Raw genomic sequence first — 26,984 nt, 5'->3', positions numbered from 1 at the left:
AGCCTGTCTGCCGAACAGGCAGGCAATCCCAAAACTTTATATTAAGATCAAACTTCAATACTGCTCCCGAATCAACTTTCCCAGCGTTTTAATTCCATCTTCAATACGGTTGCTCCACGGTTCGCCAAAACTCAACCGGAAACAATTTTCAAAGCGGGCGCGAGAAGAAAAAATTTGCCCAGGGGCAATGCCGATGTTGTGCTTCAGTGCACGCTTGTGCAACTTATACGCATTCACTTTCGGATTGAGTTCAATCCATAACGTGAATCCACCTTGTGGCCTGGTAACACGGGTATCTTCCGGAAAATATTCGGATACCGCCTGCATGTAACGCAACGATTGGGTGTGCAACGCTTTGCGTAAATGCCGAAGGTGCAGTTCATACCTTCCGTTCGCGAGAAAATGCGCAATAGCTGCTTGTGCCAACGTGTTGGTCGATACCGTATGCATGCGCTTTAAGCGGATTACCTGCTCTTTAAATTTTCCGGGAATGGTCCACCCTACGCGATAGCCTGGTGCCAATGATTTAGAAAATGACGAGCAATACAATACCAATCCTTTTTTATCAAACGACTTACAGGTTTTTGGTCGGGTCTTACCAAAATACATTTCACCATAGATGTCGTCTTCAATCAACGGAATTTCTTTCTTTGCCAACATTTCCACCAGTTTTTTCTTCTTGTCATCAGGCATGCAACTGCCCAATGGGTTATTGAAGTTACTCACGAACAAACACGCCTTGATGTCGAATCGCGCAATGGCGTCTTCCAATTCCTGCAAATTAATTCCGTCAACCGGATCGGTGGGTATCTCCACCACTTTCAACCCATGACTTTCCATCGCCTGAAAAATGGCGTAGTACGTAGGGCTTTCAATTGCCACCGTATCGCCCGGTTTGGTTACCGCTTTCATGCATAGCGACAGTGCTTCCACACAACCTGCTGTTACCACAATATCATCTTCACTTGGTGTACCACCCCAGTTAAATGCCTGCCGTGCAATTTGTCTGCGCAAAGCAGGGTTACCCTGAATGTGCTCGTAGTTGATGCAACTTGTTTTTGAATCGCGCAGTGCCTGTGCCACCGATTTATTCATCTTGGCTGTGGGCAACAATTCAATGGAAGGCACGCCCATGGAAAAATGAATGAGTTTATCGGAGCTGAGGTCGTGGTATACACTGTTGATCATCTCATCCACACTTACAGGCACGGCATCTTCGGGTGGCTCGCAGCAATTCGGCAACTCTGGAAAATTCAGGGGCGTAAATTTCACGTAGTATCCTGATTGCGGCCGCGCTTCAATCAGGCCCTTGCTCTCCAAATGATAATACGCCTGAAAGGCAGTACTCAAGCTGATGCCCTGTTCCTTACTCAATGCCCGCACCGACAACAATTTATCGCCTACCTTTAACGACTTTTGCTCAATTAATCGCTCTATGCGATCTGCAACTTCCAGATACAAATGATCGGGACGTGTAAGGGTTTCCATGCTATCCTGGCTTTATAAACTGATATGGTCAAAATTAACAAAACTGAAACTGTTCTTTTATCGTAATTAGGAGAAAATTTGTTGCAGTTTTTATCAGATCAGAAACATTAATGATTAACCGTACCAACTACCTCCCCTATTTGGCCCTGGCAGCCGTGTGTATCATTTGGGGCACTACCTACCTCGCGTTACGCATCGCTGTTTTGCACTTTCCGCCCTTTCTGTTTACCGCCCTTCGTCAAACCATTGCCGGGCTGTTATTGATCGGTATGGTCATGGCCATTGCCAAACCGCTATGGCCTTCGCGTGATCACATTATTCGTCAGGCGATTGGCGGATTTTTTATGATCTCACTCGGCAACGGACTCGTGGCCTGGGCCGAGATGCACATTCCCAGTGGCATTGCCGCCATCATTTGTTCCATCATGCCGGTCATGGTGATTCTTATTAACCTTTCCATCAACCGCGATGAACGACCGACCATTCCAATTTTTCTTGGTGTGCTCATTGGCTTGATTGGCATTGTCATGATTTTTGGAGAGCATGTGTCCGAATTTTCAAAATCAGAATACCTGCTGGGTATTGTCATGACAGTATTGGCGGTGTTAAGCTGGGCAGGCGGTAGCATCTGGATCAAAAAATATCCAAACGATATCAACCCATTCATTAATGCCGGGTTGCAGCTTTTCTTTGGCGGATTGTTTCTCTTCCCGGTGAGTTTGGTGTTTGATGATCTCACACAAGTGAAGTGGTCGGGGGAAGCATTTTATTCGTTGCTCTACCTGATTGCGTTTGGATCCATCATCGCCTATGCTTCCTATATGTATGCGTTGAAAAAACTACCCATGACGATTGTTTCACTCTATGCGTACGTTAACCCATTGGTAGCTGTCGTACTGGGCTGGTTGATTTTAGATGAAAAACTGAATTTGAAAATCTGGTTTGCCATTCTCATTACCGTGGCAGGAATCTACATTGTTAATCGTGGATACCAGCTGCGCAGTTTGTGGAAGGCGCAGTTTAGTCGATAACGGATTGTATGGAAAACCTTGTGCTTGACATAACGGAATACCAGCCACATCATCAACCGTGGTTTGAGAAATTCAACCGCACGTGGATTGAGCACTACTTTTGGATGGAGCCAATCGATGAGCAGGTGTTGCGCTACCCCGATGAGCACATCATCAACAAAGGCGGAAGCATTCTTATGGCAACTGCCAATGGTGAAATTGTGGGCACGGTAGCACTCAAGTTTGTGGAGCCCGGTGTGTACGAGTTTACCAAAATGGCTGTGGATGAAAAATATCGCGGACTGAAAATCGGGAAAGCCCTGGCGTTGGCCGCCATTGAAAAAGGAAAAGCATTAGGCGCACATAAAATAATCCTGTACTCCAACACTATTCTGGCAAATGCCATTGCGCTATATCGTAAATTGGGTTTTCAAGAAGTTCCGGTCGACAGTGTTTACGAACGGAGCGATATTAAAATGGAATTGCCGCTCACATGATCAACATCATTACAGCCGATATTTCTCATGCTCAACTGCTCAGTGAATTGGGTAAGGAAACCTTTTATGAATGGTTCACAGAAGGAAATAATCCGGACGATGTGCGCGAATATGCGGAACAGGCTTTTGATCTTGAACAGATCAAAAAAGAACTTGAAGAACCCGAAACGGTGTTCATGCTGGCGCTGGAAGGTGATGCTATAGCAGGCTACATGAAACTTCGCCTTTCCGATGAAGTTTCCTTTCCGGGAAAGCGATGCCTGGAACTCCACCGCCTTTACATCACGCGCGATTTCATCCGCAACAAAGTAGGGTCACTTTTTATGGAAAAAGCTATCAGCTATGCCAAAGCAAATGGCTTTGATATTCTGTGGCTGGGCGTGTGGGAGAAGAATGAACGTGCACTGGCATTTTATAAAAAGTGGGGCTTTGAGCAATTCAGCGCACACACGTTTATGCTGGGCAGCGATGCGCAAACGGATTTGATGATGAAATTGGAAATCGGGAATTAAATTCTCACACGAACCTGCCTGCCGCAGGTAGGGGCGCAATGAAATTATTTCTAACTTGAAGAAAATAAAATACTCATGAGTTCACTAACCGCGTCCGTTCCGGTTGAACGCATCGCACAATCCAACTTATCTAAAGTCGATTTTAAAAATCTTGAATTCGGCAAATACATTTCCGATCACATGTTGCTGGCTGAATATAAAAACGGTCAGTGGCAAACTCCGCGTGTGGTACCTTTCGGAGAATTAAAAATGGATCCGGGAATTCTGGCCTTGCATTACGGACAAGCCGTGTTTGAAGGCATGAAAGCCTACCGCATGACCGATGGAAATATTTCTGTTTTCCGCGCTTATAAGCACCATCAGCGTTTAAACCGCTCGCTCGACCGCATGTGTATGCCCGCAGTGCCGGAAGAAATTTTTATTAACGGATTGCATACTTTGCTTGACACGGATCAGGCATGGATACCGAACGATGAAGGTTCATCCCTTTACATCAGGCCGTTGGTGTTTGCTTCTGAATCGCGACTGGGTGTAAAAATTTCCGATCAATATAAACTGGTCATCATGACGAGCCCGGTAGGGCCATACTACAGCAAGCCGCTACGCGTGAAGGTGGAAGAAACCTACGTACGCGCTGCTGAAGGTGGCGTTGGCTTTGCCAAATGTGCCGGCAACTATGGCGCCTCGTTTTACCCCACCAAAATGGCGCGTGAACAAGGTTACGACCAGGTACTGTGGACGGATGCCCGCGATCATCAATACATTGATGAAGCCGGCACCATGAATGTGATGTTTGTGCTCAATAACAAACTGGTAACACCTAAACTCACTACGGCAATACTGGATGGCATTACCCGCGATTCAATTTTAACGCTGGCGAAAGAGCTAAACATGGAAGCGGAAGAGCGTAAGGTGAGCCTGGATGATCTGATCGATGGTTTTAAAAACGGTACACTCACCGAGGCTTTCGGTGCAGGTACTGCTGCCGTGGTATCGAACATTGAAGTGATTAACATTCACGGTACCGATTATCAACTACCTAAAGCCGGGCCGGAAAGTTTTCAGCAGCGGGTGAAGCAAAAGCTGTACAGCATCCGTCATGGTAACGAACCGGATACACATCAGTGGAATTATGTTATTACTACAAAATAAACTTCGTCACTGCGAGCCTGCCTGCGGTAGGCAGGCGGAAGGGTTGGGTGTGCGGTGGAGCGAAGCAATCCCCCACCACATAGTGAGAACTAAACGTAACGTTTGGGATTGCTTCACGCTAACGCACATACCTACGCCTCAGTTCGCAATGACGTCTTAAGCTATTCAATTCATGCGCGCAGTATTCTTCAAAGGCAACAATCATCCACTCGAAATCCGTGACATCAAAAAGCCAAAACCGGTGAAAGACCAGGTGCTGGTAAAAATGAAATACGCAGCACTCAACCACCGCGACCTATGGATTATAAGCGAACAAACCAATGCCGGTGATGGCATCATTCTCGGCTCGGATGGCACAGGCATCATTGAAAGTGGTGGTGAAGATGTGGATCCGATGCTTTACGGTATGGAGGTGATCATCAACCCAAGTTTAAACTGGGGCAACAACCCCGTAGTGCATGGCGACACGTTCAAAATTTTAGGCTACCCCGACAACGGAACTTTCAGTGATTACCTGCTCATCTCCAAAAAATACATTTTTGAAAAGCCCGAACATCTCTCCTTCTCGGAAGCTGCCGCAGTGCCCCTCTCCGCCCTTACTGCATACCGTGCGTTGTTCAGCAAAGCGCGTTTACGCCCCGGTGAAAAAGTGTTGATCACCGGTATTGGCGGTAGCGCTGCATTGTGGACGATGCAGTTTGCTGTTTATTACAAAGCCAATGTGTTTGTTACTTCGGGTAAACAAGAGAAGCTGAATCGCGCCAAACAACTGGGCGCAACAGAAGGGTTTAATTACAAAGACTCAAACTGGACTGAAACCGCAAAAAAAGCTGCCGGTGGTTTTGATATTATCATCGACACCGCAGGCGGTCCGGATTTTTCAAAGCTATTCGAGTTGGCGATGCCAGGCGGACGTATTGTAAACTTTGGAAGAACGGCCGGAAATGTAGGCGAGATTAACCTGCGTAATTTTTATTCAAAGCAGCTCTCGTTCTTTGGTACCACAATGGGCACACGCGATGAGTTTTTATCAATGTTGGATTTTATTGAAGGCCGCAACATCAAACCGATTATTGATAGCGAGTTTACGCTTGAAAATATTCAGCAAGCCATTGAGCACATGAAACAGGAACAGCAGTTTGGAAAGATTGTGTTGAAAATATCATAAACAAATCATTAAACACATAGGCACATAGGCCACATAGAAATCTCACACTTAAACTATGTGCGCTATGTGTCTATGTGGTTCAAAAGAATAAACCATGAGCACCGAATTCCCCAAAACCGATCGCACCACCATTACCCGCTTACCCAAGCGCGGCAGCTACGACAAAGCAACCATCTACCCTATTTTAGATGAAGCGTTGTACTGCACCCTCGCCTACGTACACAACGGTGAACCGTTTCAAATTCCTACCGGCCATTGCCGTATGGGCGATAAGCTTTACATACACGGCTCAGTGGGCAGCTTTTACTTACGCGAACTTGCGGAGAAAAAATTACCGGTATGCATCAGCGTAACGCTTATGGACGGAATCGTGCTTGCACGTTCTGCGTTTCATCACTCTGTGAATTACCGTTCGGTGGTCATGTTCAGCAAAGCCGAAGTAGTAACCGATGAAAAAGAAATTTACCAGGCGCTGGAAGTATTCACCAACAAAATGCAGCCCGGCCGCTGGAACGACATCCGCCAGCCCAACGAAAGCGAATGGAGGAAAACCATGGTACTCGCCTTTCCCATTGAAGAAGCCTCCGCCAAAATCCGCACAGGCGGCCCGAAAGATGATGAGGAAGATTACGCGCTGGACATCTGGGCGGGTGTGGTGCCGTTGCAAACCACGCGACTTGCCCCTGTTGCTGACCCGGTGTTAAAAGTAGGAGTGGAATTACCGGAATACTTGAGGTAAGTCAAATTACATTGCAATTCACAAAAGAAAGCGCGACTTTAGTAAAATGGTTATTGAAAGAACAAAGAACGAAATTATCATAAGGCTTTCCTCAGTTATTGATACTGAAGAACTTCAAAACCTCATTAACTACCTGACTTACCGTGAGGCTACCGAAAAATCCAAGGCCCGACAGGAAGATGTTGATAAATTGGCCAAAGACATCAAGAAAGGTTGGTGGAATAAAAACAGGAAGCGCTTCATTAAGTGAAAATCATTATTGATACAAATATTGTTTTTAGTGCTCTGCTAAAAACCCAAACAACATTTGGTCAAATCATTTTTAATTCGACTGGTATTTTTGAATTTTATTGTCCCCATTACCTACGCACAGAAATAAGAAAACATTGGGATAGACTCAAACGTATCTCAAAACTCACTGATAAACAGCTACAGGAATCTTATGAAGCACTCTTGAGTAAGATTACTTTTATCAACGAAGAACTGATTCCTCAAAAAGTATGGGAAGATGCCGAAAAGCTTACAACAGGCATTGATGTTGACGATACAGTTTTTGTTGCACTCACAAAATACGTGAAAGGGAAATTGTGGTCTGGTGACAACACGCTTCAAGCTGGATTAAAAAAGAAGGGATATAAAGCCATACTCACAACGCCAGAAATACATAAACTTTGGATCAAGAAAAGAGAAAAACTAAAATAATAGAAATCCAAATTTCTTCCACCTTCTCAACTCTTAGTTAGCTTTTATAAACTATTCATAATTTTGAATGCAACATCCTTGATCTTATCTTTCTCCAAAATAGTTTATGAAAACTTTCGCCCTTGTCCTGTTATGCTGCGTTTGCAGCTATGCCCAAACCGATCAGAAAACTGCCCTTGCCGAGATCAAAACCTTCCAGGAAGAACTCAATAATGAGTATAAAGACAAGAAGAAGTCGCCTTTGTTGCCGGCAGACCTGAAGAAGTTTAAGAAACATGAGTTCTTTCCCGTTGATCTGAAATACCGCGTGGAAGCCAAGCTCATGCTTACTCCCGAAACTTCGTTTGCACCGATGAAGGCCACGCAGTCGCTCGTGCAGGATTACCGCGTATATGGCATCGCTGAATTTACCCTGGATGGAGAAACGTATTCGTTGCCGGTGTATCAATCCAAAAACCTGCTCAACAATCCCAAGTATCCGCGTTATTTGTTCCTGCCCTTTGGTGACCTCACCAATGGAATAGAAACCTATGGTGGTGGGCGCTATTTAAATTTGCAGGCGCCTGAGGAAGGCGATGTACTTGTTATTGATTTCAACAAAGCCTATTCACCGTACTGCGCCTACAACCCGCGGTACTCCTGCCCGCTGATACCGGAAGAAAACCAATTGGCGGTAGCCATTCGGGCTGGAGTGAAGTATATGGGGAAGAAGTGATCATTTCAATTTATTACGCTTAAACGCTGCAAACCTCTGCGAATTCCTCTGTGCGCCCTGCGGTTTAAAAATTTGTAACCGCTGAGGGCGCGGAGTACACGCAGAGGTCCGCAGAGAATGTTAAGAAAAAAATCTTTGATACTGATTCGATTCGTCTTTGCGAATGCTTTGCGCTTTCTTAGCGTACTTCGCGTGAAAATTGCCTACATAACAATCACCCCTTCACAATCTTCCCATCACTCATCTCCACAATCCTGTCGGATTTGCGCGCGAATTCTTCATCGTGGGTTACAGCTATAATGGTTTGCTTGTATACGTGCGTCAGCTCTTCGAGTATGTCAAACACTACCTGCGTGTTGAATGAATCAAGGTTGCCAGTGGGTTCATCACCCATAATAATGTCGGGGTCATTGATGAGTGCCCGCGCAATGGCTACACGCTGTTGCTGCCCGCCCGAGAGTTTGCTGGAGGCTTTCAGGGCCTGATCCTTTACGCCCAGTATGTTCAGCTTCTCATACGCACGTTCCTCCACTTCCGCACGGGAATATTTCCCCAGCTTCAGTGCAGGGATCATCACATTTTGCAAGGCAGTAAACTCCGGCAACAAATAATGAAACTGAAAAATAAACCCGATGTGTTTGTTACGAAAGGTAGCGAGAAAGTTCTGATCTTTTCCCGTAAGGCGTTCACCCGCAATTTCCAGTTCGCCTTCATAGTCGGTGTCCATGGTAGAGAGCACGTACATGAGTGTAGATTTCCCACAACCGGATTTGCCGATCAGCGAGAGGAACTCTCCGCGTTTCACTTCCAGGCTTATGCCATCCAGCACCTTAAACTTTTCGGGCTCGTAAAAGTATTTTCCAATACCGGTTGTTCGTAAAACGTACTCCATCGCTACTGCCCCCGTATAATTTCAATCGGATCGATATAAGCCGCCTTGCGTGAAGGCATATAACCTGCCAACGCAGTGGTGAGCACCCCAAACAAAATGCCGGTGATGTAATACTTCGCATCGAAGTTCACCGGAAAATGATCGAGGCTTACCATATCGCCTCCATCAAACGGGGCCTGCGCAATCAGGTAGCTCAACACATACCCGATGCACAACCCGGCAACACTGCCCATAAATCCAATCACCAGCGACTGGATCATGAAGATCAACCGCACATCTTTTCCGGAAAAACCCATCGCTTTTAAAATAGCTATGTCCTTCATCTTGTTCATGATGGTCATGTTCAAAATATTGTAGATGCCGAAACCGGCTACGATCAGCAGTGTAAACGAAACCGAATATGTAATGATGTTTCGGATAACGATTCCCGTCAAAAAAGTGGAATTAGCAGTTTCCCAATCTTCAGCTTTGTACCCGAACATCGCCTGATATTCGGAAGCAACTGTTTTTGCTTCCAACAAATCAATTAACTTAATGTTGATGTCGGTGATGTATGAATGATCCTGCTGCAAGATGGTTTGCACGGTGGAGATATTCGCGTAGCTGCGCACATTGTCGATGGTACCGATACCCATTTGAAACAACCCCACAATTTTCAAAGGCATGGTGTGCCCTTGAGGCGTAGTGATCACAATTCGATCGCCCACCTTCACATTCATTTTACGCGCAATGCCCGTACCGATGATGATGCCATCGTTGTTGGCCAGCAGGTCTTCAATCTGGCCCGCTTTCATTTTTGAACGCAGGTCGAACAGTTTATCTTCTTCCAGGATATCCACACCGGAAATATTGCCCGGCAACTCCACCGGTCCGTAGTTATAAAACACCTGTGACGCCAAGGTAGGCGCCACACCCAATACGCGCGGATCGCGCCTGATCATTTCAGTGATCTGCAAGGCGTTGCGCACCTTGGCCGTTTCCTTTTTTGGTTTTTGATGGTGTACAATGTTGATGCCGTTGATATTCACTTCTTCGGCTATGCTCGCGCGACTTTCGGTAATGTCGTTGTAGATGTGAATATCAGGAGAAGATGTCATGGTCAGCTCTTCCGTGAAATCGTTGAGGCCCGTCATCAAACTCACCAGCGCAATGAACATACCGATACCAAACGTAACACCCAGCATAGCAATGAGCGTTTGTTTTGGCTTCGATACCAAATGCGTTTTCGCGATTTCAACAACAAGCTTCATGCTTACGGTTTAATCTTCACTTCGCTGGTTGCAGCAAGACCTTCCAGCACCTCCACCTCATCAAGCGTGGTAGCGCCCCGTTTGATTTTTATTTTCTGTTCACCGCCATCTACACGCACCATCACCGAATCGCCCGGTAACAAAGCTGACTTTGGGATGACCAGTGCCTGCTCAACCTGACGAATCACAATGTTGGCTTCCAACGCCAAACCGGAAAATGCATCCGGTAATGCTTCCAGCAATTTTGCATCTACGCGCAACGATTGCTGCCGACTATCCACCAACGGGTAAATGCGTGTTACTTCTGCTTTAAAAATTTTTTCAGGATATGCGTCAATCTTTACCAGCACCTGCTGACCGGCTTTAACGCGGTGGATGTCGAGCTCATCTACATTCAGTTGTAAATAAAAAGACTGATTGCTGCCGAGCACAGCCACCGCTTCAGTGCGCCTGATCAGCTCACCCGGCTCCTTCATGGTTTTAAACACAATGCCCTCCACCTGACTGCGAATGGTGTAACGATTGGATTCATCGCGAGCTATGCGGTACTGATTTTCCGCATTGATTAATTCTGTCTGCAGTTGATTGTAGGTTTTACGGTAACGACTTTCTGCCAGCACATATTCATTCCTGGATTGTTCAGCCAGCAGTCGGGCGCGATCATATTCAGCCTGCGAGGTAGCTTGTTTGTTCAATAAGTTTGAATACCGAACAAAGTTTACTGAATCGTGTTGCTTTTTTGTTTTGGCCGTTTGAACGGCTGCCTTCAACTCATTCAACACCGGTGAATCATCATTGAAATTTTGCCTGGCGAGTGCATAGTTTTCGCGCGCAATGCGGTAGCGTGCACCTTGCTGATCTGCTTCGATGATATAAAGGGGATCACCTTTCTTTACTACATCACCATCCTTCACCAGCTTTTCAGCGATGTAGCCATCCACTTGCGAAAAAGCCTGATACTCATTTTCAGAAACCACTGTTCCCGAAGCGTACACCGCCTCCAGCAACGGTTTGGTAACCGGGTTGGAAAAGTCGCTTTCGCGTGAGCAGGAAATGGTTAAAATAAGTGCGGTAAGCAGAACTAAAAATCGCATGACGGGTATATTGACACCCCAAGATACGTAAGCTTAAACCGTTAAGTTCATGATTTATCTCATTTTCTCAGCGGTAAGCCTGGCTTCTCGCTTTACGAGTTTTTCGAGGGTGTCTTTTTTGAGCATTTCAACCGTAGCGTTTCGCACCTCCAGAAAAGCAAAACGAATGGCACAGGTTTCTTCATCCTCACATTCATCGCACGGCTCATAGTATTTGTATGTTGCGCACGGAATTGCCGCAATGGCCCCATCAAATAAGCGAACCACTTCTGCGAGGTTCACATCTTTAGGCTTTCGTCTTAAAAAGTAGCCACCGTTTTTTCCCTGCTTGCTACCCAACACACCGGCCCGCTTCAGTTCCAGTAAAATTCCCTCTAAGAATTTTTTGGGGATACGGCATGCCACAGCAATATCCTTAATCAGGAATTTCTCATCCGGCTCTTTGGCCATATGCACCAACGCGTGTATGGCATACTTACATTTTTTCGATAGCATGGCAGCACAAGTTATAGTTTTTCTTTTCAATTTCGTATCACAAAAAATTCAAGCCGAGGTAGCTCAGGGGTAGAGCAGCTGATTCGTAATCAGCAGGTCGTGAGTTCAAATCTCATTCTCGGCTCCGGTTCTCAAAGCCACCGCAGGAGTTACTATCTTTGCCACATGATGAAACTTATCCTGATCGCTTTGGGTGGTGCGCTGGGAACACTGGCACGTTATGGTGTTAGCCATGTAGCCTATGAAAAATACTCCGGTCTTTTTCCCATCGGTACGCTCACTGTAAACTTAACAGGCTCATTTATCATCGGGTTGTTATGGGGCATTGCGAACGGACTCAGTATTCATCCCAACCTGTTGGCGTTTTTGTTTGTGGGTCTACTCGGTGGTTTCACAACCTTTTCTTCCTATTCGCTTGAAACACTCAACTTGTTGCGCGATGGGGATTACAAACTTGCGCTGTACTCGGTACTGCTGAATAATGTTGCAGGTATTCTGTTGGCTTTTCTCGGCCTCATGCTCGCAAAGCAGGCGTTACAATACTACGGGAAGTAGCTGATCCTGCCGGATGTAGGCTTCCTTATCGTGCCACTGTACCTTCAGCCACACATCCCGTTTCCCGATAATGCGTACCCGATGTCCTTCATTGATAATCTGGGCTACCGAAGCACCGGCAGAAGGACCAGTCATGAGGTACGTATTGGAGTTGGCGATAATTCCCGTTCGGTATTGAGCCGGAAAGTTGATGTGCGCAACCAATAGTACTGAAAAGATCAGCAACACAATCCATAACCCCAGGCTTGCTTTCTGCTGACGAACACGTTGCCATACAAGCAAGAACAAAAAGACAGTACAAATCGCCATCAGCGAAAGCCCAATAAGCAGGTGGTAACGGTGGTAGAAGCTCATGAATCGCTCGAAATCGTTGAACTCGTAACCATCCCATTTCTTGGTTGATGCCACTTCCTTGATCTTAGCCACCACCCGTTCATCTTGCGTAACGAGGTAATACAGGTTGAGGTAATGCATCGCTTGAGGCACATGATCGAGTCCTTCTTCGATATAGGCCATCTTTAAAAACATGGCGGGTGTATACTGCCCCTGATTGAAAACAGACTTATACAGATCAAGTGATTGTGTATACCGCTTCTGTGCGAAGAGAGAATCTGCTTTGGCGAGGTGGTATTGTAAACCTTGAGCGGAAACAAGGGTTGAGAGTTGCGTGCAGGCAACAAACAGTAAGGACGGGATTATTTTTAAAAGTGCGTTTTGCATATTTTTCTCCTTCTGTTACCTTTGTGCCCTCAATAACGGAAAAGCCTCGAAAACAGGCAAATCTGATTGGTTGAGCGGTCTCAAAAGAAACCGAAGATCAGATTCCGTAGCTCAGTTGGTAGAGCAATACACTTTTAATGTATGGGTCCTGGGTTCGAGTCCCAGCGGGATCACAAAAGGCCGGAAATTCTTCCGGCCTTTGCTTTTTATAGCCTATTTGTCAGGCGTGCATTACTCATTTTGTAAGCTGATTTTCCTCACAGCGAAAGCTGGAATTTCGATGTAACCTTGTTAATCAATCATTTGATTATCAATTGTATGAATACCACCGGATTTTACCTGCAAACATGGGAAGAAGCTCGCACACGCTTCACCAACCTGTTAAAAGACATCAAAGAAGAGAACCTGACATTGAAGCTTATCAACACCAAAAACTCAGCAGGTTTTCTGATTCGCCATGTGGCCGATGTGGAGTTATTGTTTGCCAAAAATGTTTTTAACGCTCCTAACCTAAGTGTGCAAGCTAAAACGGTTATCGCACAACGCGACACCGGAGAGTGGACAAACCTGAAGGAACTGCTGACTTACCAGGCGGAAGCCCATCAACAACTTAAAGCAATACTTTCAATGCAAACTGACTCAGACTGGGAACAAACCATAACCACCAAAGAGTTTGGCTCTAAAACAAAAGCAGAAGCCATTGGCCGGATTATTTCACACACGGCTTACCATGCCGGGCAGTTGGCGCTTACGCTTAAATATGGTTCGCAACCGTAACAATTGGACATAAAAAAAGGTGAACATTTCTATTCACCTTTTTTTGTTGGAGTTGCAAATGATTACTTGCTCACGTGCGCACCAATGATCTTGGCCAGCTCGAACATGGACACCTGATCTTTACCGAACAACACTTTCAATTTGTCATCCGCGTTGATCATGCGCTTGTTGGTAGCATCCTGCAATCCATTCTTGCGAATGTAATCCCAGATTTTCTTGATGAATTGGGTGCGAGGTGCTGCGTTGCCTCCTACCACAGCTGCAAGAGCCGGGCTGGGCTTAAGGGCTGCCATGAACGCTGCGTTAGGTTTGCGCTTTGCCTTAGGCTTAGCAGCCTTCTTTGCAGGTGCAGGCTTGGCTGCTTTCTTAGGAGCTGCTTTTTTGGGTGCCGCTTTCTTAGCTGCTTTCTTTACCACTTTCTTAGGAGCCTTTTTAGCCGCTGCCTTCTTTGCTTTTTTAGGGGCCTTCTTGGCCACTGCTTTTTTCTTCTTAGCCATGTTTAGTCAAGGGTGAGTTGAATTTTATATTAGTGCTTTTCCCTATGGAATAGCGCGCAAATATAAGTATTGGTTGTGCACTTCAATACTATGTTAGCCATGAATTATCAGGTATATGATTAAATTCATGTTCATAGGGGAAATGACATGAAAGGGTATATGTACATATTGCTTTGCTCAGATGGCAGCTACTATACCGGAAGTACGGTAAACCTTGATGCGCGCGTAGCCCAACATCAGGCTGGAGAAGGTGCCAACCACACCAGAAAGCACTTGCCTGTCGAGCTTGTTTATTATGAAGAATACTCCAGAATTGACCTCGCCTTTTATCGGGAAAAACAGGTCCAGGGGTGGAGCCGGAAGAAGAAAGAAGCCCTGATAAATGGAAAGCCCGAATTGCTACCAGAACTAGCGATGGCTTATAGAGATAAGAAGACATTGGAGAAGGTGGCTTCGAGGGCTTCGAGACCCTCAGCCGTCTCAGCCACCGAGAACAAAAAGTCATCATAAAACTTATCCGATTGTCTGAGGTACTCAAAGGCAACAACTCAAAACCTTCCCAGTTGCCTGAGGTACTCGAAGGCAACAACTCAAGACCTTCCCAGTTGCCTGAGGCACTCGAAAGCAACAACTCAAAACCTTCCCAGTTGCCTGAGGCACTCGAAGGCAACTTCGCCACCGATGGCAACTACTCTACTACTTCCCACTCCGTTCAATCTCCTTCAGGTTCTCCAGTTTCTTATTGCGGAGGAAGCCATTAATGTCTTCGAAATGCTCCTTAACACGCTTGTTGCCGAACTCAAAAACCTTGGAAGCGAGGCCGTCCAGGAAGTCACGGTCGTGGGAGACGAGGATCAACGTTCCGTCAAAAGCGCGGAGGGCATCTTTCAGAATGTCTTTGGTCTTGATGTCGAGGTGGTTGGTAGGTTCATCAAGAATGAGCAAGTTAACCGGCTGAAGTAACAGCTTGATCATGGCCAAACGGGTGCGTTCGCCCCCGGAAAGCATCTTTACTTTTTTATCGATGGCATCGCCACTGAACATAAACGCTCCAAGTATATCCTTGATCTTGGTGCGAATATCACCTTCTGCAATCTGGTCGATAGTTTCGAATACGGTTAAATCGCCATCCAGCAACGAAGCTTGATTCTGGGCGAAGTACCCGATTAAAGCACCGTGCCCCAACTGGCAACGGCCTTCAAAATCAATCTCACTCATGATGGCTTTGACCAAGGTAGATTTACCCTCTCCGTTCTTGCCCACAAAAGCAACCTTATCGCCTCGTGCAATGGTCAGTGACACATCCTGAAACACCAGGTGATCGCCATAGCGTTTAGTTAATCCATCCACAATTACCGGGTAATTTCCGGAACGTGGTGCGGGTGGAAACTTCAGGTTAAGTGCCGATGAATCCACTTCATCCACCTCCACAATCTCCATCTTCTCCAACATCTTCACCCGTGATTGCACTTGAAGTGTTTTGGAGTATGTTCCCTTAAAGCGCTCAATAAATTCCCTGATCTCCGCAATCTGTTTGGCCTGATCATCAAACTGCTTTTGCTGCTGCTCTCTCCGCTCCTTCCGCAACTGCAAATAATGGCTGTAGTTGGTCTTGTAATCGTAAATGCGGCCCATGGTAATTTCTATGGTGCGATTGGTCAGGTTATCCACGAAGGTTTTATCGTGGCTGATTACGATCACAGCCTTTGCATTGTTCTTTAAAAACTCTTCCAACCATTGAACCGATTCAATGTCGAGGTGGTTGGTAGGCTCATCCAATAAAATCAAATCAGGTTTTTGTAATAGAATTTTTGCCAGCTCAATGCGCATGCGCCAGCCTCCACTGAATTCGCTGGTGGAACGGGTGAAATCAGATCGTAAAAATCCAAGGCCCAATAATGTCTTTTCCACTTCCGCATCGTAGTTGATGTCTTCAATGGAGTAATACTTCTCACTCAGTTCCGAAACTTCTTCAATGATTTTCGCATACGCATCCGATTCATAATCAGTGCGGGTTTCAAGCTGGTGATTCAGCTCGTCCATACGCTGCTTCATGTTGTGGATTTTTGAAAAAGCTTTGGAAGCTTCTTCAAAAACAGTGGCATTGTCTTCTGTTAACAGGTGCTGGGGCAGGTAGGCAATTATAGCATCTTTCGGGGCTGATATTTTTCCCCGGGTGGGTTTGTTCACCCCGGCCAAAATCTTCAACAAGGTCGATTTGCCCGCTCCGTTTTTACCCATCAGGGCTATCCGGTCGTTCTCGTTAATATTAAACGTAATGTTGCTGAACAGCACCGTACCGCTAAACTCAACACTTACTGCATCTACTGAAATCATGGCGTTGGAATAAAGGGCGCAAAGATATTATTTTCGGCAGTAGTTTACCGGCTAATTTTACCGGATGTAAGGTTACCACTGCGATCGACCTGAATACTATCTGATTTTTGACCAGCTTTGAGCAAATTCGTGCACATGATGTTAACCCGCTATGTTCTGCCAGGCATGCTTTGCCTGATTTTTTTGCAGACGGTACACGCGCAAGATGAGACCTCCGCCACTGCCTGGTATCGCCAATACTTCACTTCGCGCGATCACGCACCCGTTGAAGAACTACTGGCACAAAAAGAAAAGGAATTGCTGGAGGCACATGAAATTCAGGATGACTCGGCCCGTGTTTTTGTGCTGCTTCAAAAAGGATTAATTCAACTGAACTATGCCTACAACTTCGAGGCCGCCATGGACTGCTTTCTGCAATCACTTGGCGCTGCCGATTCAGCAAGCCTGCCTTCTGGCGAAGTGTTTTCCTACCTGGCCCTGGCGCATATCTTTGAACAGGTGGGTAATCCTGAAAAAAGTCTGCAGTTTCTGGAACGCGCCTTCGCCATTGCCTTTGCCCTGAAGCAGCCCGAATTACTGGCGCTAACCCTAAACGAGTTGGGCAAAGCAAGTGCATCAGCCGGAAGGCTGGATGAAGCACAGGAACATTACGACCACGCGCTGCGATACAAACAAGAACTACCCGACAACGGACTGGAGGCGGAAACACTTTACAACCTGGCTAACCTATCTGTCAATAAACGTGATTTCAACCAAGCACTGGAATACTATAAGCAGTCATTAACCATTCGAAGAAAACAACGCCTCAGGTTGGAGGAAGGAATACTGTTGAGTGAAATCGGGGACACATATAACAACCTGAATAACCGCGAACGGGCCTACGCCAACTACAAGGCCGCCCTGGAGGTATATCAAAGTATCGATTTCAAAAAAGGTATTGCGGAGGCCTATAACCAGATTGGTGAGTACTATTACAATCAGCAAAACTATAAACAAGCATTGGCCAACCTTGAACTGGCATTGGCTGCCGGACAATCGGCACAAACCAAAAGTGCGCTGCGCAAAAGCTATGAATATTTAAGTCTTACGTGGAAAGCGTTAGGTGATTTTAAAGAAGCATTGCGCCACAAAGAATTGCAACTGGCCATTAACGAGTTTATCGTGAAGGAAGAAAGTGATCAGAAGTTGCTGGAAACACAAAGCACTTATGCCCTACAACAAAAAGAATCAGAGATTGAACGACTTGAACGCGCCAAGCAAGATCGAGAGCGTGAATTGGCTGAGCAAAAACGCATACAACTGTACTTGTATGCGCTGCTCGGTTTAGGTGTTGTAATTGCGGGCTTGATTCTGTATTTGTATTTGTTAAAGCAACGATCAAACCGACAGCTTCAGGCCATCAACGCACAGATTGAAGCGCAGAACATTCAACTTCAGACCCTCAATACCACCAAGGATAAATTTTTCTCCATCATCGGTCATGATTTGAAGGGGCCGCTGAATTCACTTACTTCATTTTCAAATTTACTGATCAATCATTTCGATGCCCTTAGCAAAGAAGAAATTCAGAACATTGCCAAAGATCTTGATAAGTCGTTGAAAAATCTTTTTGCGCTACTGAATAATTTGCTGGAGTGGGCCCGTTCACAAACCGGAAATATTGATTTCACCGCTTCAGCGATTAATCTTTCCGAAGTACTTGAGCAAAATAAAGAATTATTGAGCCAGCAGGCAGCCGCAAAAGATATTACCATTTTATATGAGCCTGCCGAAGTAGTTACAGCATCTGCACACATGCCTTCCGTAACAACCGTTGTGCGCAACCTTATTTCCAATGCAATAAAATTCACACCACCCGGTGGCGCTATTAAACTGAATGCATCAAAAAATTCAAAAGAAGTAATTGTTTCCATTGCCGATACCGGTGTGGGTATGAGCAAAACGGTAATGGATAAACTTTTCAGGTTGGATGCCAAACACTCCACGCTGGGCACAGCCAATGAAAAAGGAACCGGACTCGGACTTATTCTGTGTAAAGATTTCGTAGAAAAAAATGGCGGCCGGCTTTGGGTTGAAAGCGAGGAAGGAAAAGGCTCTACATTCTATTTCTCATTACCAGCCTCATAACATCCTAAACACATTAAAAATCATTTTTTGTAGTAAGTGATTTTAGTCACGTTGATGCAATGGGCACGACCGTAGTTTTGCAGAAATTTTTATTAGCTTTTACACATGGAATTAATCGGTTACGCTGCTTCAATTGTTATGGGATTAACCCTTGGTTTAATCGGTGGAGGTGGCTCCATCTTAACCGTACCTATTTTGGTCTACCTCTTTGGAGTCGACCCGATTTTAGCCACCGCCTATTCTTTATTTGTGGTGGGCCTCACCAGTGCCGTAGGATCTGTAAGTCATTTTAAAAAGGGAAATGTGGATGTGAAAACTGCGTTGGTGTTTGGCGTGCCTTCTATTTTGGGAGTGTATGCCGTGCGCAAATTTGTTGTGCCTGCCATTCCTGATCCGGTTTTTTCAATCGGCACTTTTCCGGTAGAAAAAGGTGTGTTTGTCATGGTATTATTTGCCATTCTTATGTTGTTGGCCTCCATCTCCATGATCCGCAAACCAAAAAAGCAGGCTGCAACATCAACTGAAAAGAAATACAATTTCCCGCTCATTTTTGTTGAAGGACTTTTGGTTGGAGGTATAACCGGATTAGTAGGCGCTGGCGGTGGATTTTTGATTATCCCTGCGCTGGTGTTGCTGGCCGGCTTGCCGATGAAAGAAGCAGTTGGCACATCGCTGCTCATCATTGCGCTGAAATCTTTATTGGGATTTACTGGCGATTTGGGCGGAGAACTGCCGATAGACTATTCCTTTATGCTCATCTTTTCGGCCTTCGCCATGGTAGGCATTTTGGTAGGCAGCTACCTCACCCGGTTCATCTCCAATGAAAAACTGAAACCGGCTTTCGGTTGGTTTGTGTTGGTGATGGGCGTGTATATTCTTGGAAAAGAGTTGTTTTTATAACATTCAGCATGTTCCGTGACAAAAGTTACGGAGCACCCTTGTGTACAAGCTGTAGTTTTGTAGTTAAATTTCAATTAGTAAAAATCTAACTAGCCACTATATGTTAGAGTTTATTCGTCAACCCTGGCCCTGGTATGTTGCCGGTGCCCTGATCGGCCTTACGGTACCGGCCTTGTTGTTACTCGGTAACAAACACTTTGGTATCTCATCATCATTGCGCCACATCTGTGCTGCCTGCTTGCCGGCCAATATTCCATTCTTCAAATACAATTGGAGGAGAGAGATGTGGAATCTGTTCTTTGTAGCTGGCGTATTACTCGGTGGCTTGGTAGCCACACAGTTACTAAGCAACCCTGATCCAATTCAGGTTGCACCTGCTACCATTGCTGCATTGGAATCGCATAATGTTGTGGTAGACAGCAACCTGATGCCTTCATCCATATTCAGTTTTGAAAACCTGTTCAGCCTGAAAGGATTGATCTTCTTTGTGATTGGCGGATTTTTAGTTGGCTTCGGCACACGGTATGCCGGTGGCTGCACATCCGGTCATGCCATCATGGGGTTATCCACCCTGCAGTGGCCTTCACTGGTAGCAACCTGTTGCTTTATGGCTGGAGGCTTCGCTATGGTGCATTTGTTCTTTCCGTTCATTATGAAATTATTTTAATCACTGAATTCCATGAGCACACAACATACATCAACCACAGAAGAATTTGTAACCAACCCGTTGGTGGCGGAGCATCCCATTGAATGTGAAGCACCCAACGATCAGCTTACGCGCGAAACCACCATCACCTCAAACATCAAATACCTGATTGTAGGTTTGTTGTTCGGGATTGTGTTTGTAAAGGCAGAGATCATCTCCTGGTATCGCATTCAGGAAATGTTTCGGCTTCACTCCTTCCACATGTATGGCGTAATTGGTACAGCCGTAGTAGTAGGCATGATATCCGTATGGCTGATCAAAAAATTCAAAATCAGGACCATGCAAGGTGAGGAAGTGGTGTTTCATAAAAAAGATTTTCACTGGGGCAATATTATTGGTGCCACCATGTTTGGATTAGGCTGGGCCATTACAGGCGCTTGCCCCGGACCTTTGTTCGCACAAATTGGTAGCGGATTTTTAGTAGTGATCGTAACCCTGCTAAGCGCGATAGCCGGAACCTGGACATACGGATTGCTTCGCGACAGATTACCTCACTAATCGATTGACTTGCTGCGATCATGAAACCAAACGAGCAACCGGAATCGAATCACTTAATAAAGCTTACCACGTTGTTGGTAGCCTTGGTGATTGTAATGGTTGCCCTCGTGGTATTGATGACAGGCTCCTTGATTTTTGCACCCCAACTCACTGCGTGGTTTTCAAAAGAAGAAGTGCAACCGGTTCGCATTGAAAAAATTTCAAAGCTTGTTAATGAGTGGCACGCTCCGGATGAATCAACCCTCCCGGAAGGTGAAGCCGGTGAAGAAATCCGGTACGGACGTGAATTGATCGCGCATACCTCCGAATACCTCGGTCCTAAAGGAAAAGTAATGCCCATCAGCAATGGCATGAATTGCCAGAACTGCCACCTTGATGCGGGCACCCGACCGTTTGGAAACAATTATGGTGCAGTAGCTTCTACGTATCCAAAATTCAGAGCGCGCTCAGGCACAGAAGAAACCATTGAGAAACGGGTAAATGATTGCTTCGAACGCAGCTTGAATGGAAAACCCCTGGCAGAAGACAGTCGCGAAATGAAAGCAATTGTCGCATACATGAATTGGCTGGGTAAAGATGTTCCGAAAGGAGTTGCCCCGGAAGGATCCGGCATAGTTGAATTGGCGTTTCTTGATCGTGCAGCTGATCCGCAAAATGGACAGCTTATCTATGAGCAAAAATGCGTGACCTGCCACGGCACAGAAGGCAACGGCATCATGAATGCCGAAGGAACCGCATGGACATATCCACCGCTTTGGGGTGAGCAGAGCTACAACAATGGAGCAGGATTATTTCGTCTTTCACGATTTGCCGGTTACATCAAAGCCAATATGCCACTAGGCGCAACCTATACTGCACCTCAACTTACCGATGAAGAAGCCTGGGACATTGCCGCTTACGTAAACACCATGTATCATCCCAAAAAAGACATTTCACAAGATTGGCCAGACATCTCCAAAAAGCCTGTCGATCATCCGTTTGGTCCCTTTACAGATGAGTTTCCGGAAGACCAACACAAGTATGGCCCATACAAGCCTATTGTTGAAAAACAGAGGCACATCAACAAAACGTTAGCCGAAAAGAAGTGATGATGAGAAGAATATGGTTAATGCTGCTGATCGGCAGTAGTGTTTCTGTTTTTAGTCAACATCAGGATCCTTCGTGGTCGGCCAGACGCGCCATCATTAACGAGCAATGCGTGGAGAGTGACAGCCTGTGCAACGTATTGCATAAGTTAGGCACGTTTGAAGGTCATCTGCGCAGTTTCTTTATGAGCACTGTCAATCAAGAAGAATTTCCAGACTACTATGCCATTGGCCTTGGTGGGGGCTTGGGTTATTATTCACCCATCATCAAAAATTTTCAGGTGGGCATGTCGGGGTTTATCATTTACAATGTTGGCTCATCGCACTTAGGGAATAATGCACCCTACTCCAATCGATATGAAATCGGATTATTCGATGCCGAAAATCCTGACAACCATGAAGACCTCGATCGGTTGGAGGATTTGTACCTTCGCTACTATTTCTCGCAGCAAAGTAAATCGTTTGCCCAGGTTGGAAAGTTTCATTTAAAAACACCCCTCATCAATTTACAGGACGGCCGTATGCGACCCAACCTACAGGAAGGTGCGTGGTTGGAGTTCAATGAATTTAATAAGATAAAAATCAAAGGTGGCGTATTGTGGCGAACCTCTCCGCGCGGCACCATTCACTGGTATTCGATGGGTAATTCCATTGGCGTTTACCCCCTGGGGCGCGCCACCAACGGAAACAAAGCAGATTATGCGGGAAATATTTCCACAAAAAACGTATTCATTGCACACGTAACGATTCCCCTCACAAAAAATTTATCGTATCAACCCTGGAACTATCATGCCGATAAGCTTTTCAATGTATCGCTGCAAAAGCTGGAGTGGAAAAAGAAAACGGAACACAATACATTTCTGGCAGGCATTCAGTACCTCTGGCAAAAATCGCTTTACAACGATACACTTGCACTCGAGCGGCAATACATTACAAAGAATGAACAATCGCATAGCTTGAGTGCAAGACTGAGCTTAAAACACAATCGTTCCGCAGAAGAATGGAGCATCAACTATACGCGGATTACCAGTCATGGACGCTTCTTATTTCCACGAGAGTGGGGCATTGAATCCTTCTACACCTTCCTTCCACGTGAACGCATGGAAGGTATGGGCGATGTTCATGCGGTCATGATTCAAAACAACCGCACGTTAGACAAACACAAGCATCTGAGTTTGCAGACTTCAGCAGGCATGTACATGCTTCCTTCGGTAACAGATGCACGGCTCAATAAATATGCTTTACCTTCTTTCTACCAGGTAAATGCTCGCCTCGGTTATACATTTACCGGATTTTTGCATGGCTTAAAAGCCGATTTATTGTATGTGTATAAAGGAAACATGACAAAAGATTTAGAAGAAATTCCTTCTTTCATCCATAACAAAGTGAATATGCACCACCTATCACTGGTGTTGGACTACTACTTTTGATCTGATTATCCCGGAAAAAGTGTAACTTAAGTCACATAGAAACGGAGCATTGCTCTTCATATTTACCTGATCTAATATCATCAAAATGAAAGCTGTTGTTTACATCATTTTATTAATGACTTTTGCCCTTTCAGAGGTGAAAGCGCAGGAAACACCAAAAATTGTCATGCACCTGCAAACGGCTGACACCCTCGTTTATAAATCATTGGTTAATCAGATCACAAACATGAAAAAAGAAATTCCGGATGCACAGGTAGCTGTTGTGTGCCATGGGCCCGGCATGAATTTTCTTTTAAAAACCAACGCGGAATATGTAAGTAAAATCGAAAAGTTAAAGTTGAAAGATGTAACCTTCATTGGTTGCCAGTTCACCATGAAACAAAAGAACATCAAACCGGAAGATCTAGTACCTTTTACACAAACCGTTCCGTATGCCATGGTGGATATCGTGAAGAAGCAACAGGATGGATGGATATATGTAAAACTCGGCTTCTGAAAAAGAATAACAACTGAAAAATTAAAATATGAATAAGCGATTTATTTTCAATCTATTTGGTATACTGACATTGGCTACCGTGGTGAGTTGCCAAGGACAAACAGGCGTGCAGGTATTGAGTGTTGATGCTTTTGAGCAAAAACTGAATGCCACGCCTGAAAAAATTATTCTGGATGTGCGTACAGATGAAGAATACGCACAAGGCAAAATGAAAAATGCCACCCAAATCGACTACTATCAACGCGATTTTAAAACGGAAGTAGCCAAGCTCGACAAAACCAAGCCGGTGTTTGTGTACTGTGCCAGCGGTGTTCGCAGTAATTCGGCTGCTAAAATTTTAAAGCAACAGGGCTTTACGGAGGTCTATGATTTAAAGGGTGGTTTAAATGCATGGGCCCGATCAGGAAAACCCGTTGTGAAGTAATTAATAACCCACCCCATCTTACCAGAGCAATCATGAGTCATTCCAAATCCTGCACCTGCTATTCATGTCAAGCTGAAGCTGTTTCTGAAAAAGAAAAACAACTGCATGTTGAGCTCTCAGAAAATTCGCGAAGGGAGTTTCTAAAAAAAGCTTCGGGTTTTGGGTTGGCATTAGGTATTGGCGGTGGATTGGTAACTCCGCTTTCGGCTTCAGCACTGAGTTCAGTAGATAGCGATTTGAAATACAAGGAAATATCAGAAAATCGCGCTGTAAAAAACGGAAAGGCTTCTGTAGTTACACTTTTACAAACAGCCGACATCCACGCGCAACTATTGGCACACGATGAATTCTTTATTGAAGACGGAAAACCCGTTTACAAAAAACGTGGAGGTTACGCCACCTTAAAGGCGATGATCAACGCGCTTCGAAAAGAAAATCCTGCCAACACATTTTTAATCGATGGCGGTGATTGTTTTCAAGGGGGCGGTGTCGCTGCCCTTACTGAAGGACGAGCCATCGTTCCGTTGATGAACAACATCGGATACGATTTGATGCTGCCCGGAAATTGGGAAGTAGTGTACGGGAAGGAAATGATGATGAAAGATATGTTTGCCTATACCTGCCCAAAAGTTTGCGCCAACATGTTTCACCAAACCAACGATGCTTTTAATGGTGATCTGATCTTTCCGCCTTACTATGTAAAACATATTGGCGGAATAAAAATCGGGTTTATCGGGTACAACGATCCGCTGACACCGAAACGGCAATCACCGGCATACAGTCACGGTATACAGTTTACCCATCCGCAGGAAAATGTGGCCAAGTACATACGCATCTTAAGAGAATACGAAGGTTGTCAACTGGTAGTTTTATTAACGCACATGGGCCTGGCTCAACAAATTGGTTTGGCCAATATGGAATTTGTCCGTGGAGTAGATTACATTTTAGGAGCCGATACACATGAACGTGTGCGCGAGCCATTGAGTGGAACTTTCGCCAAAGTAACGGAGCCGGGAGCATTCGGTTCATTCATTGCCAAACTTGATTTTGTAATTGAAAATGGAGCGATCAAAGATCACAGCTATCAGCTGCTGGATGTTGATCCGGAAAAATACGGTGAAGACGAGGAGATGAAAGCGCTGGTTAAGGAAGCACGCGAGCCATTCAAGGCAAAACTTGATACGGTAATCGGTAAAACAAAAACACCATTGGTGCGCTACTATGTGATTGAAACACCGATGGACAACTTCATTACCGATGCCATTATGTGGAAGTTTAAACCGGATATTGCCCTGAGCAACGGTTTTCGTTTCTGTCCGCCACTGGTACCCGATCCGAAAACCGGAGTTGCCGAAATCACGGAAGATTATTTATGGAGCATGTTGCCGGTAGACAGTGAAGCGAAAACCGGAACCATCACCGGCAAGCAATTATGGGATTGGATGGAGAAGGAATTACACAATGCGTTCGCGAAAGATCCGGCCAAACGCTTTGGTGGATGGGTGGTGCGCTTCAAAGGCATGGAAGTGAACTTCACCGTTAACAATGAACCGGGCAAACGCGTAAACTGGATCAGGATTAAAGGCAAACCCATTAACCTATCAAAAACCTATACGTTTGTTGCGTGTGAACGCGAAGGCGATCCGGATACAACCATCTGCCGGGTGGAACATGTTGGCGAACCTAAGAAACTTGGCGCATCGTTGCATGCCGTAATAAAAGAATACCTGGCCAAACATTCGCCCATTGCGCCCAAACTTGAAGGTCGCGCTACGGCCACAGACGCCCCAAACACACTACTCACCCAACTGATGGGTGTTGGGTATGAATTCCGGTAAATCACGTTACTTTGCTGCTTGATAATTTAGCTCATTCCTCATTAATGAATTCAATTCATTTTCAGTGTACTCAGACTGCGCATCGGCCAATCTTCGGCCTGGCAAGAGCATGTGCGGATTGGGCGCAGCGCTGGATGAGTACACGGGGCCACGCGGCCCTGGAGCAAAAAGAGGTGTTGCAGATTCTTCAATGTCAACAACTAAAAGTTTTTAACAGGTGATCCTTCAGGTTTTTATTGTTGGTTTTGTATTTAGTTTTTTAGGTTCCATTCCTCCGGGCACGCTTAACCTGATGGTGCTGCAACTGGGTTTGGAGCACAAGATTAAAACAGCGCTTCGCTTTGCACTGGCTGTTTCCATTGTTGAATATCCGTACGCATGGATCGCTGTTGAGTTTGAGCAGGTAATCACCTCCTCGCCTGCCATCATGAAGAACTTTGAGTTGTGGGGCGCCATCATCATGACCACCATTGGCGTGGTAAGTTTATGGACCGTACGCAAACCTTCAACCATTTCCGTTAAACTTCAGGACAGCGGATTTCGCAGGGGCATAATCCTGAGTATTCTCAACCCCCAAGCCATTCCATTCTGGATTGCCTTAACCGCGTATTTAAAATTTCAAGGCTGGATCGACATCAGCACAGGCTGGCGCTTGCACAGCTACATTCTGGGCACTTCCCTTGGCGCCATGGCCCTGCTCACCTTGCTCGCTTTGCTGGCGAAACGTGTGGCCTCTTCGTTCAAAGACAACCGCATTATCCGTATGATTCCGGGACTTGTTTTGTTGTCGTTGGGGATTCTCGCATTCGTCAAATACCTGTTCTAAATTCATGGCATTTAAGTGACAAAAATCACGGAAACTCTTTTGTTCCGACTGTAG

Annotated in this window: 30 protein-coding genes and 2 tRNA genes; 24 read left to right on the top strand and 8 right to left on the bottom strand. The window is 45.5% G+C overall.

Going from position 1 to position 26,984, the window contains the following annotated elements:
- Positions 1–54: 54 nt before the first annotated feature.
- Entirely contained in the window at positions 55–1,488 is a 1,434-nt protein-coding gene (locus QY309_01770) for a PLP-dependent aminotransferase family protein (GenBank protein ID WKZ60214.1), read from the bottom strand.
- Between the two features lie 110 nt (positions 1,489–1,598).
- Between QY309_01770 and QY309_01765 the strand changes: the two genes are divergently transcribed.
- The 9 genes from QY309_01765 to QY309_01725 all read left to right on the top strand — a co-directional run bounded on the left by QY309_01765 (position 1,599) and on the right by QY309_01725 (position 7,983).
- Complete coding sequence (locus tag QY309_01765; GenBank protein ID WKZ60213.1) at positions 1,599–2,519, top strand: EamA family transporter; 921 nt, start codon at positions 1,599–1,601, stop codon at positions 2,517–2,519.
- 8 nt (positions 2,520–2,527) lie between these two features.
- Positions 2,528–2,995: a GNAT family N-acetyltransferase gene (locus QY309_01760; protein WKZ60212.1), complete on the top strand. Its 468-nt coding sequence runs from the start codon at positions 2,528–2,530 to the stop codon at positions 2,993–2,995.
- Positions 2,992–3,507, top strand: a complete 516-nt coding sequence (locus tag QY309_01755; protein WKZ60211.1) for a GNAT family N-acetyltransferase — start codon at positions 2,992–2,994, stop codon at positions 3,505–3,507. The genes QY309_01760 and QY309_01755 overlap by 4 nt, the downstream gene beginning before the upstream one ends.
- Before the next feature lie 75 nt (positions 3,508–3,582).
- Positions 3,583–4,659: a branched-chain amino acid aminotransferase gene (locus QY309_01750; GenBank protein ID WKZ60210.1), complete on the top strand. Its 1,077-nt coding sequence runs from the start codon at positions 3,583–3,585 to the stop codon at positions 4,657–4,659.
- Positions 4,660–4,831: 172 nt separating this feature from the next.
- Positions 4,832–5,827, top strand: coding sequence for a zinc-binding dehydrogenase (locus tag QY309_01745; protein WKZ60209.1), 996 nt, complete (start codon positions 4,832–4,834; stop codon positions 5,825–5,827).
- 94 nt (positions 5,828–5,921) lie between these two features.
- The gene (locus tag QY309_01740) at positions 5,922–6,566 is read left to right on the top strand and encodes a pyridoxamine 5'-phosphate oxidase family protein (protein ID WKZ60208.1); all 645 of its coding nucleotides are present in this window, start codon (positions 5,922–5,924) and stop codon (positions 6,564–6,566) included.
- Between the two features lie 46 nt (positions 6,567–6,612).
- A complete protein-coding gene (locus QY309_01735) occupies positions 6,613–6,816 on the top strand; it encodes a hypothetical protein (protein WKZ60207.1) in 204 nt (67 codons plus the stop codon).
- The gene (locus QY309_01730; protein WKZ60206.1) at positions 6,813–7,268 is read left to right on the top strand and encodes a PIN domain-containing protein; all 456 of its coding nucleotides are present in this window, start codon (positions 6,813–6,815) and stop codon (positions 7,266–7,268) included. Before QY309_01735 ends, QY309_01730 begins: the two co-directional genes overlap by 4 nt.
- A 106-nt stretch (positions 7,269–7,374) precedes the next feature.
- Positions 7,375–7,983 carry a DUF1684 domain-containing protein gene (locus tag QY309_01725; GenBank protein WKZ60205.1) on the top strand — a complete coding sequence of 203 codons (609 nt, stop codon included), beginning with the start codon at positions 7,375–7,377 and terminating at the stop codon, positions 7,981–7,983.
- Positions 7,984–8,197: 214 nt separating this feature from the next.
- On the opposite strand, the gene QY309_01720 is transcribed toward QY309_01725, so the two are convergent.
- From QY309_01720 to QY309_01705, 4 genes are read right to left on the bottom strand one after another with little or no spacing between them, the layout of a single operon-like run.
- The gene (locus QY309_01720; protein ID WKZ60204.1) at positions 8,198–8,875 is read right to left on the bottom strand and encodes an ABC transporter ATP-binding protein; all 678 of its coding nucleotides are present in this window, start codon (positions 8,873–8,875) and stop codon (positions 8,198–8,200) included.
- Between the two features lie 2 nt (positions 8,876–8,877).
- Positions 8,878–10,125 carry an ABC transporter permease gene (locus tag QY309_01715; protein WKZ60203.1) on the bottom strand — a complete coding sequence of 416 codons (1,248 nt, stop codon included), beginning with the start codon at positions 10,123–10,125 and terminating at the stop codon, positions 8,878–8,880.
- A 2-nt stretch (positions 10,126–10,127) separates the two neighbouring features.
- Entirely contained in the window at positions 10,128–11,219 is a 1,092-nt protein-coding gene (locus QY309_01710; protein ID WKZ60202.1) for an efflux RND transporter periplasmic adaptor subunit, read from the bottom strand.
- Between the two features lie 54 nt (positions 11,220–11,273).
- Complete coding sequence (locus tag QY309_01705; protein WKZ60201.1) at positions 11,274–11,714, bottom strand: Rrf2 family transcriptional regulator; 441 nt, start codon at positions 11,712–11,714, stop codon at positions 11,274–11,276.
- A gap of 52 nt (positions 11,715–11,766) precedes the next feature.
- Between QY309_01705 and QY309_01700 the strand changes: the two genes are divergently transcribed.
- Positions 11,767–11,838: transfer RNA gene (locus QY309_01700), tRNA-Thr, on the top strand.
- A complete protein-coding gene (crcB, locus tag QY309_01695; GenBank protein ID WKZ60200.1) occupies positions 11,814–12,269 on the top strand; it encodes a fluoride efflux transporter CrcB in 456 nt (151 codons plus the stop codon). The genes QY309_01700 and crcB overlap by 25 nt, the downstream gene beginning before the upstream one ends.
- Here crcB and QY309_01690 read toward each other — a convergent pair.
- Entirely contained in the window at positions 12,249–12,989 is a 741-nt protein-coding gene (locus tag QY309_01690) for a hypothetical protein (GenBank protein ID WKZ60199.1), read from the bottom strand. The two genes, crcB and QY309_01690, sit on opposite strands and share 21 nt — an antisense overlap.
- A gap of 100 nt (positions 12,990–13,089) precedes the next feature.
- Between QY309_01690 and QY309_01685 the strand changes: the two genes are divergently transcribed.
- A tRNA-Lys gene (locus tag QY309_01685) sits at positions 13,090–13,162 on the top strand.
- Positions 13,163–13,307: 145 nt separating this feature from the next.
- Complete coding sequence (locus tag QY309_01680) at positions 13,308–13,766, top strand: DinB family protein (protein ID WKZ60198.1); 459 nt, start codon at positions 13,308–13,310, stop codon at positions 13,764–13,766.
- Between the two features lie 62 nt (positions 13,767–13,828).
- On the opposite strand, the gene QY309_01675 is transcribed toward QY309_01680, so the two are convergent.
- Entirely contained in the window at positions 13,829–14,263 is a 435-nt protein-coding gene (locus QY309_01675; protein WKZ60197.1) for an SWIB/MDM2 domain-containing protein, read from the bottom strand.
- A 147-nt stretch (positions 14,264–14,410) separates the two neighbouring features.
- Between QY309_01675 and QY309_01670 the strand changes: the two genes are divergently transcribed.
- The gene (locus QY309_01670; protein ID WKZ60196.1) at positions 14,411–14,773 is read left to right on the top strand and encodes a GIY-YIG nuclease family protein; all 363 of its coding nucleotides are present in this window, start codon (positions 14,411–14,413) and stop codon (positions 14,771–14,773) included.
- Positions 14,774–14,959: 186 nt separating this feature from the next.
- Here the strand turns inward: QY309_01670 and QY309_01665 are convergent, their stop codons facing one another.
- The gene (locus QY309_01665; protein WKZ60195.1) at positions 14,960–16,600 is read right to left on the bottom strand and encodes an ABC-F family ATP-binding cassette domain-containing protein; all 1,641 of its coding nucleotides are present in this window, start codon (positions 16,598–16,600) and stop codon (positions 14,960–14,962) included.
- Positions 16,601–16,735: 135 nt separating this feature from the next.
- On the opposite strand from QY309_01665, the gene QY309_01660 reads away from it, so the two are divergent.
- From QY309_01660 to QY309_01615, 10 genes are all read left to right on the top strand, one after another.
- A complete protein-coding gene (locus QY309_01660) occupies positions 16,736–18,727 on the top strand; it encodes a tetratricopeptide repeat-containing sensor histidine kinase (protein ID WKZ60194.1) in 1,992 nt (663 codons plus the stop codon).
- 105 nt (positions 18,728–18,832) lie between these two features.
- Positions 18,833–19,627 (top strand): sulfite exporter TauE/SafE family protein, encoded by a 795-nt coding sequence (locus QY309_01655; GenBank protein WKZ60193.1) that lies wholly within the window; start codon positions 18,833–18,835, stop codon positions 19,625–19,627.
- Between the two features lie 100 nt (positions 19,628–19,727).
- Entirely contained in the window at positions 19,728–20,294 is a 567-nt protein-coding gene (locus QY309_01650; GenBank protein WKZ60192.1) for a YeeE/YedE thiosulfate transporter family protein, read from the top strand.
- 12 nt (positions 20,295–20,306) lie between these two features.
- Positions 20,307–20,831 (top strand): YeeE/YedE thiosulfate transporter family protein, encoded by a 525-nt coding sequence (locus tag QY309_01645; protein ID WKZ60191.1) that lies wholly within the window; start codon positions 20,307–20,309, stop codon positions 20,829–20,831.
- 20 nt (positions 20,832–20,851) lie between these two features.
- Positions 20,852–21,919 carry a c-type cytochrome gene (locus tag QY309_01640; GenBank protein ID WKZ60190.1) on the top strand — a complete coding sequence of 356 codons (1,068 nt, stop codon included), beginning with the start codon at positions 20,852–20,854 and terminating at the stop codon, positions 21,917–21,919.
- Entirely contained in the window at positions 21,919–23,346 is a 1,428-nt protein-coding gene (locus QY309_01635) for an OprD family outer membrane porin (protein ID WKZ60189.1), read from the top strand. The genes QY309_01640 and QY309_01635 overlap by 1 nt, the downstream gene beginning before the upstream one ends.
- 85 nt (positions 23,347–23,431) lie before the next feature.
- Positions 23,432–23,842, top strand: coding sequence for a DsrE family protein (locus QY309_01630; protein ID WKZ60188.1), 411 nt, complete (start codon positions 23,432–23,434; stop codon positions 23,840–23,842).
- Between the two features lie 28 nt (positions 23,843–23,870).
- A complete protein-coding gene (locus QY309_01625; GenBank protein ID WKZ60187.1) occupies positions 23,871–24,266 on the top strand; it encodes a rhodanese-like domain-containing protein in 396 nt (131 codons plus the stop codon).
- A 32-nt stretch (positions 24,267–24,298) separates the two neighbouring features.
- Complete coding sequence (locus QY309_01620) at positions 24,299–26,104, top strand: bifunctional metallophosphatase/5'-nucleotidase (GenBank protein ID WKZ60186.1); 1,806 nt, start codon at positions 24,299–24,301, stop codon at positions 26,102–26,104.
- Between the two features lie 217 nt (positions 26,105–26,321).
- Positions 26,322–26,930, top strand: coding sequence for a LysE family transporter (locus tag QY309_01615; protein ID WKZ60185.1), 609 nt, complete (start codon positions 26,322–26,324; stop codon positions 26,928–26,930).
- Positions 26,931–26,984: the final 54 nt, after the last annotated feature.

It is taken from the genome of Cyclobacteriaceae bacterium (assembly GCA_030584025.1).
Classification (GTDB): Bacteria; Bacteroidota; Bacteroidia; order Cytophagales; family Cyclobacteriaceae; genus UBA2336.
This window is presented reverse-complemented; position numbering and strand designations above follow the sequence as displayed.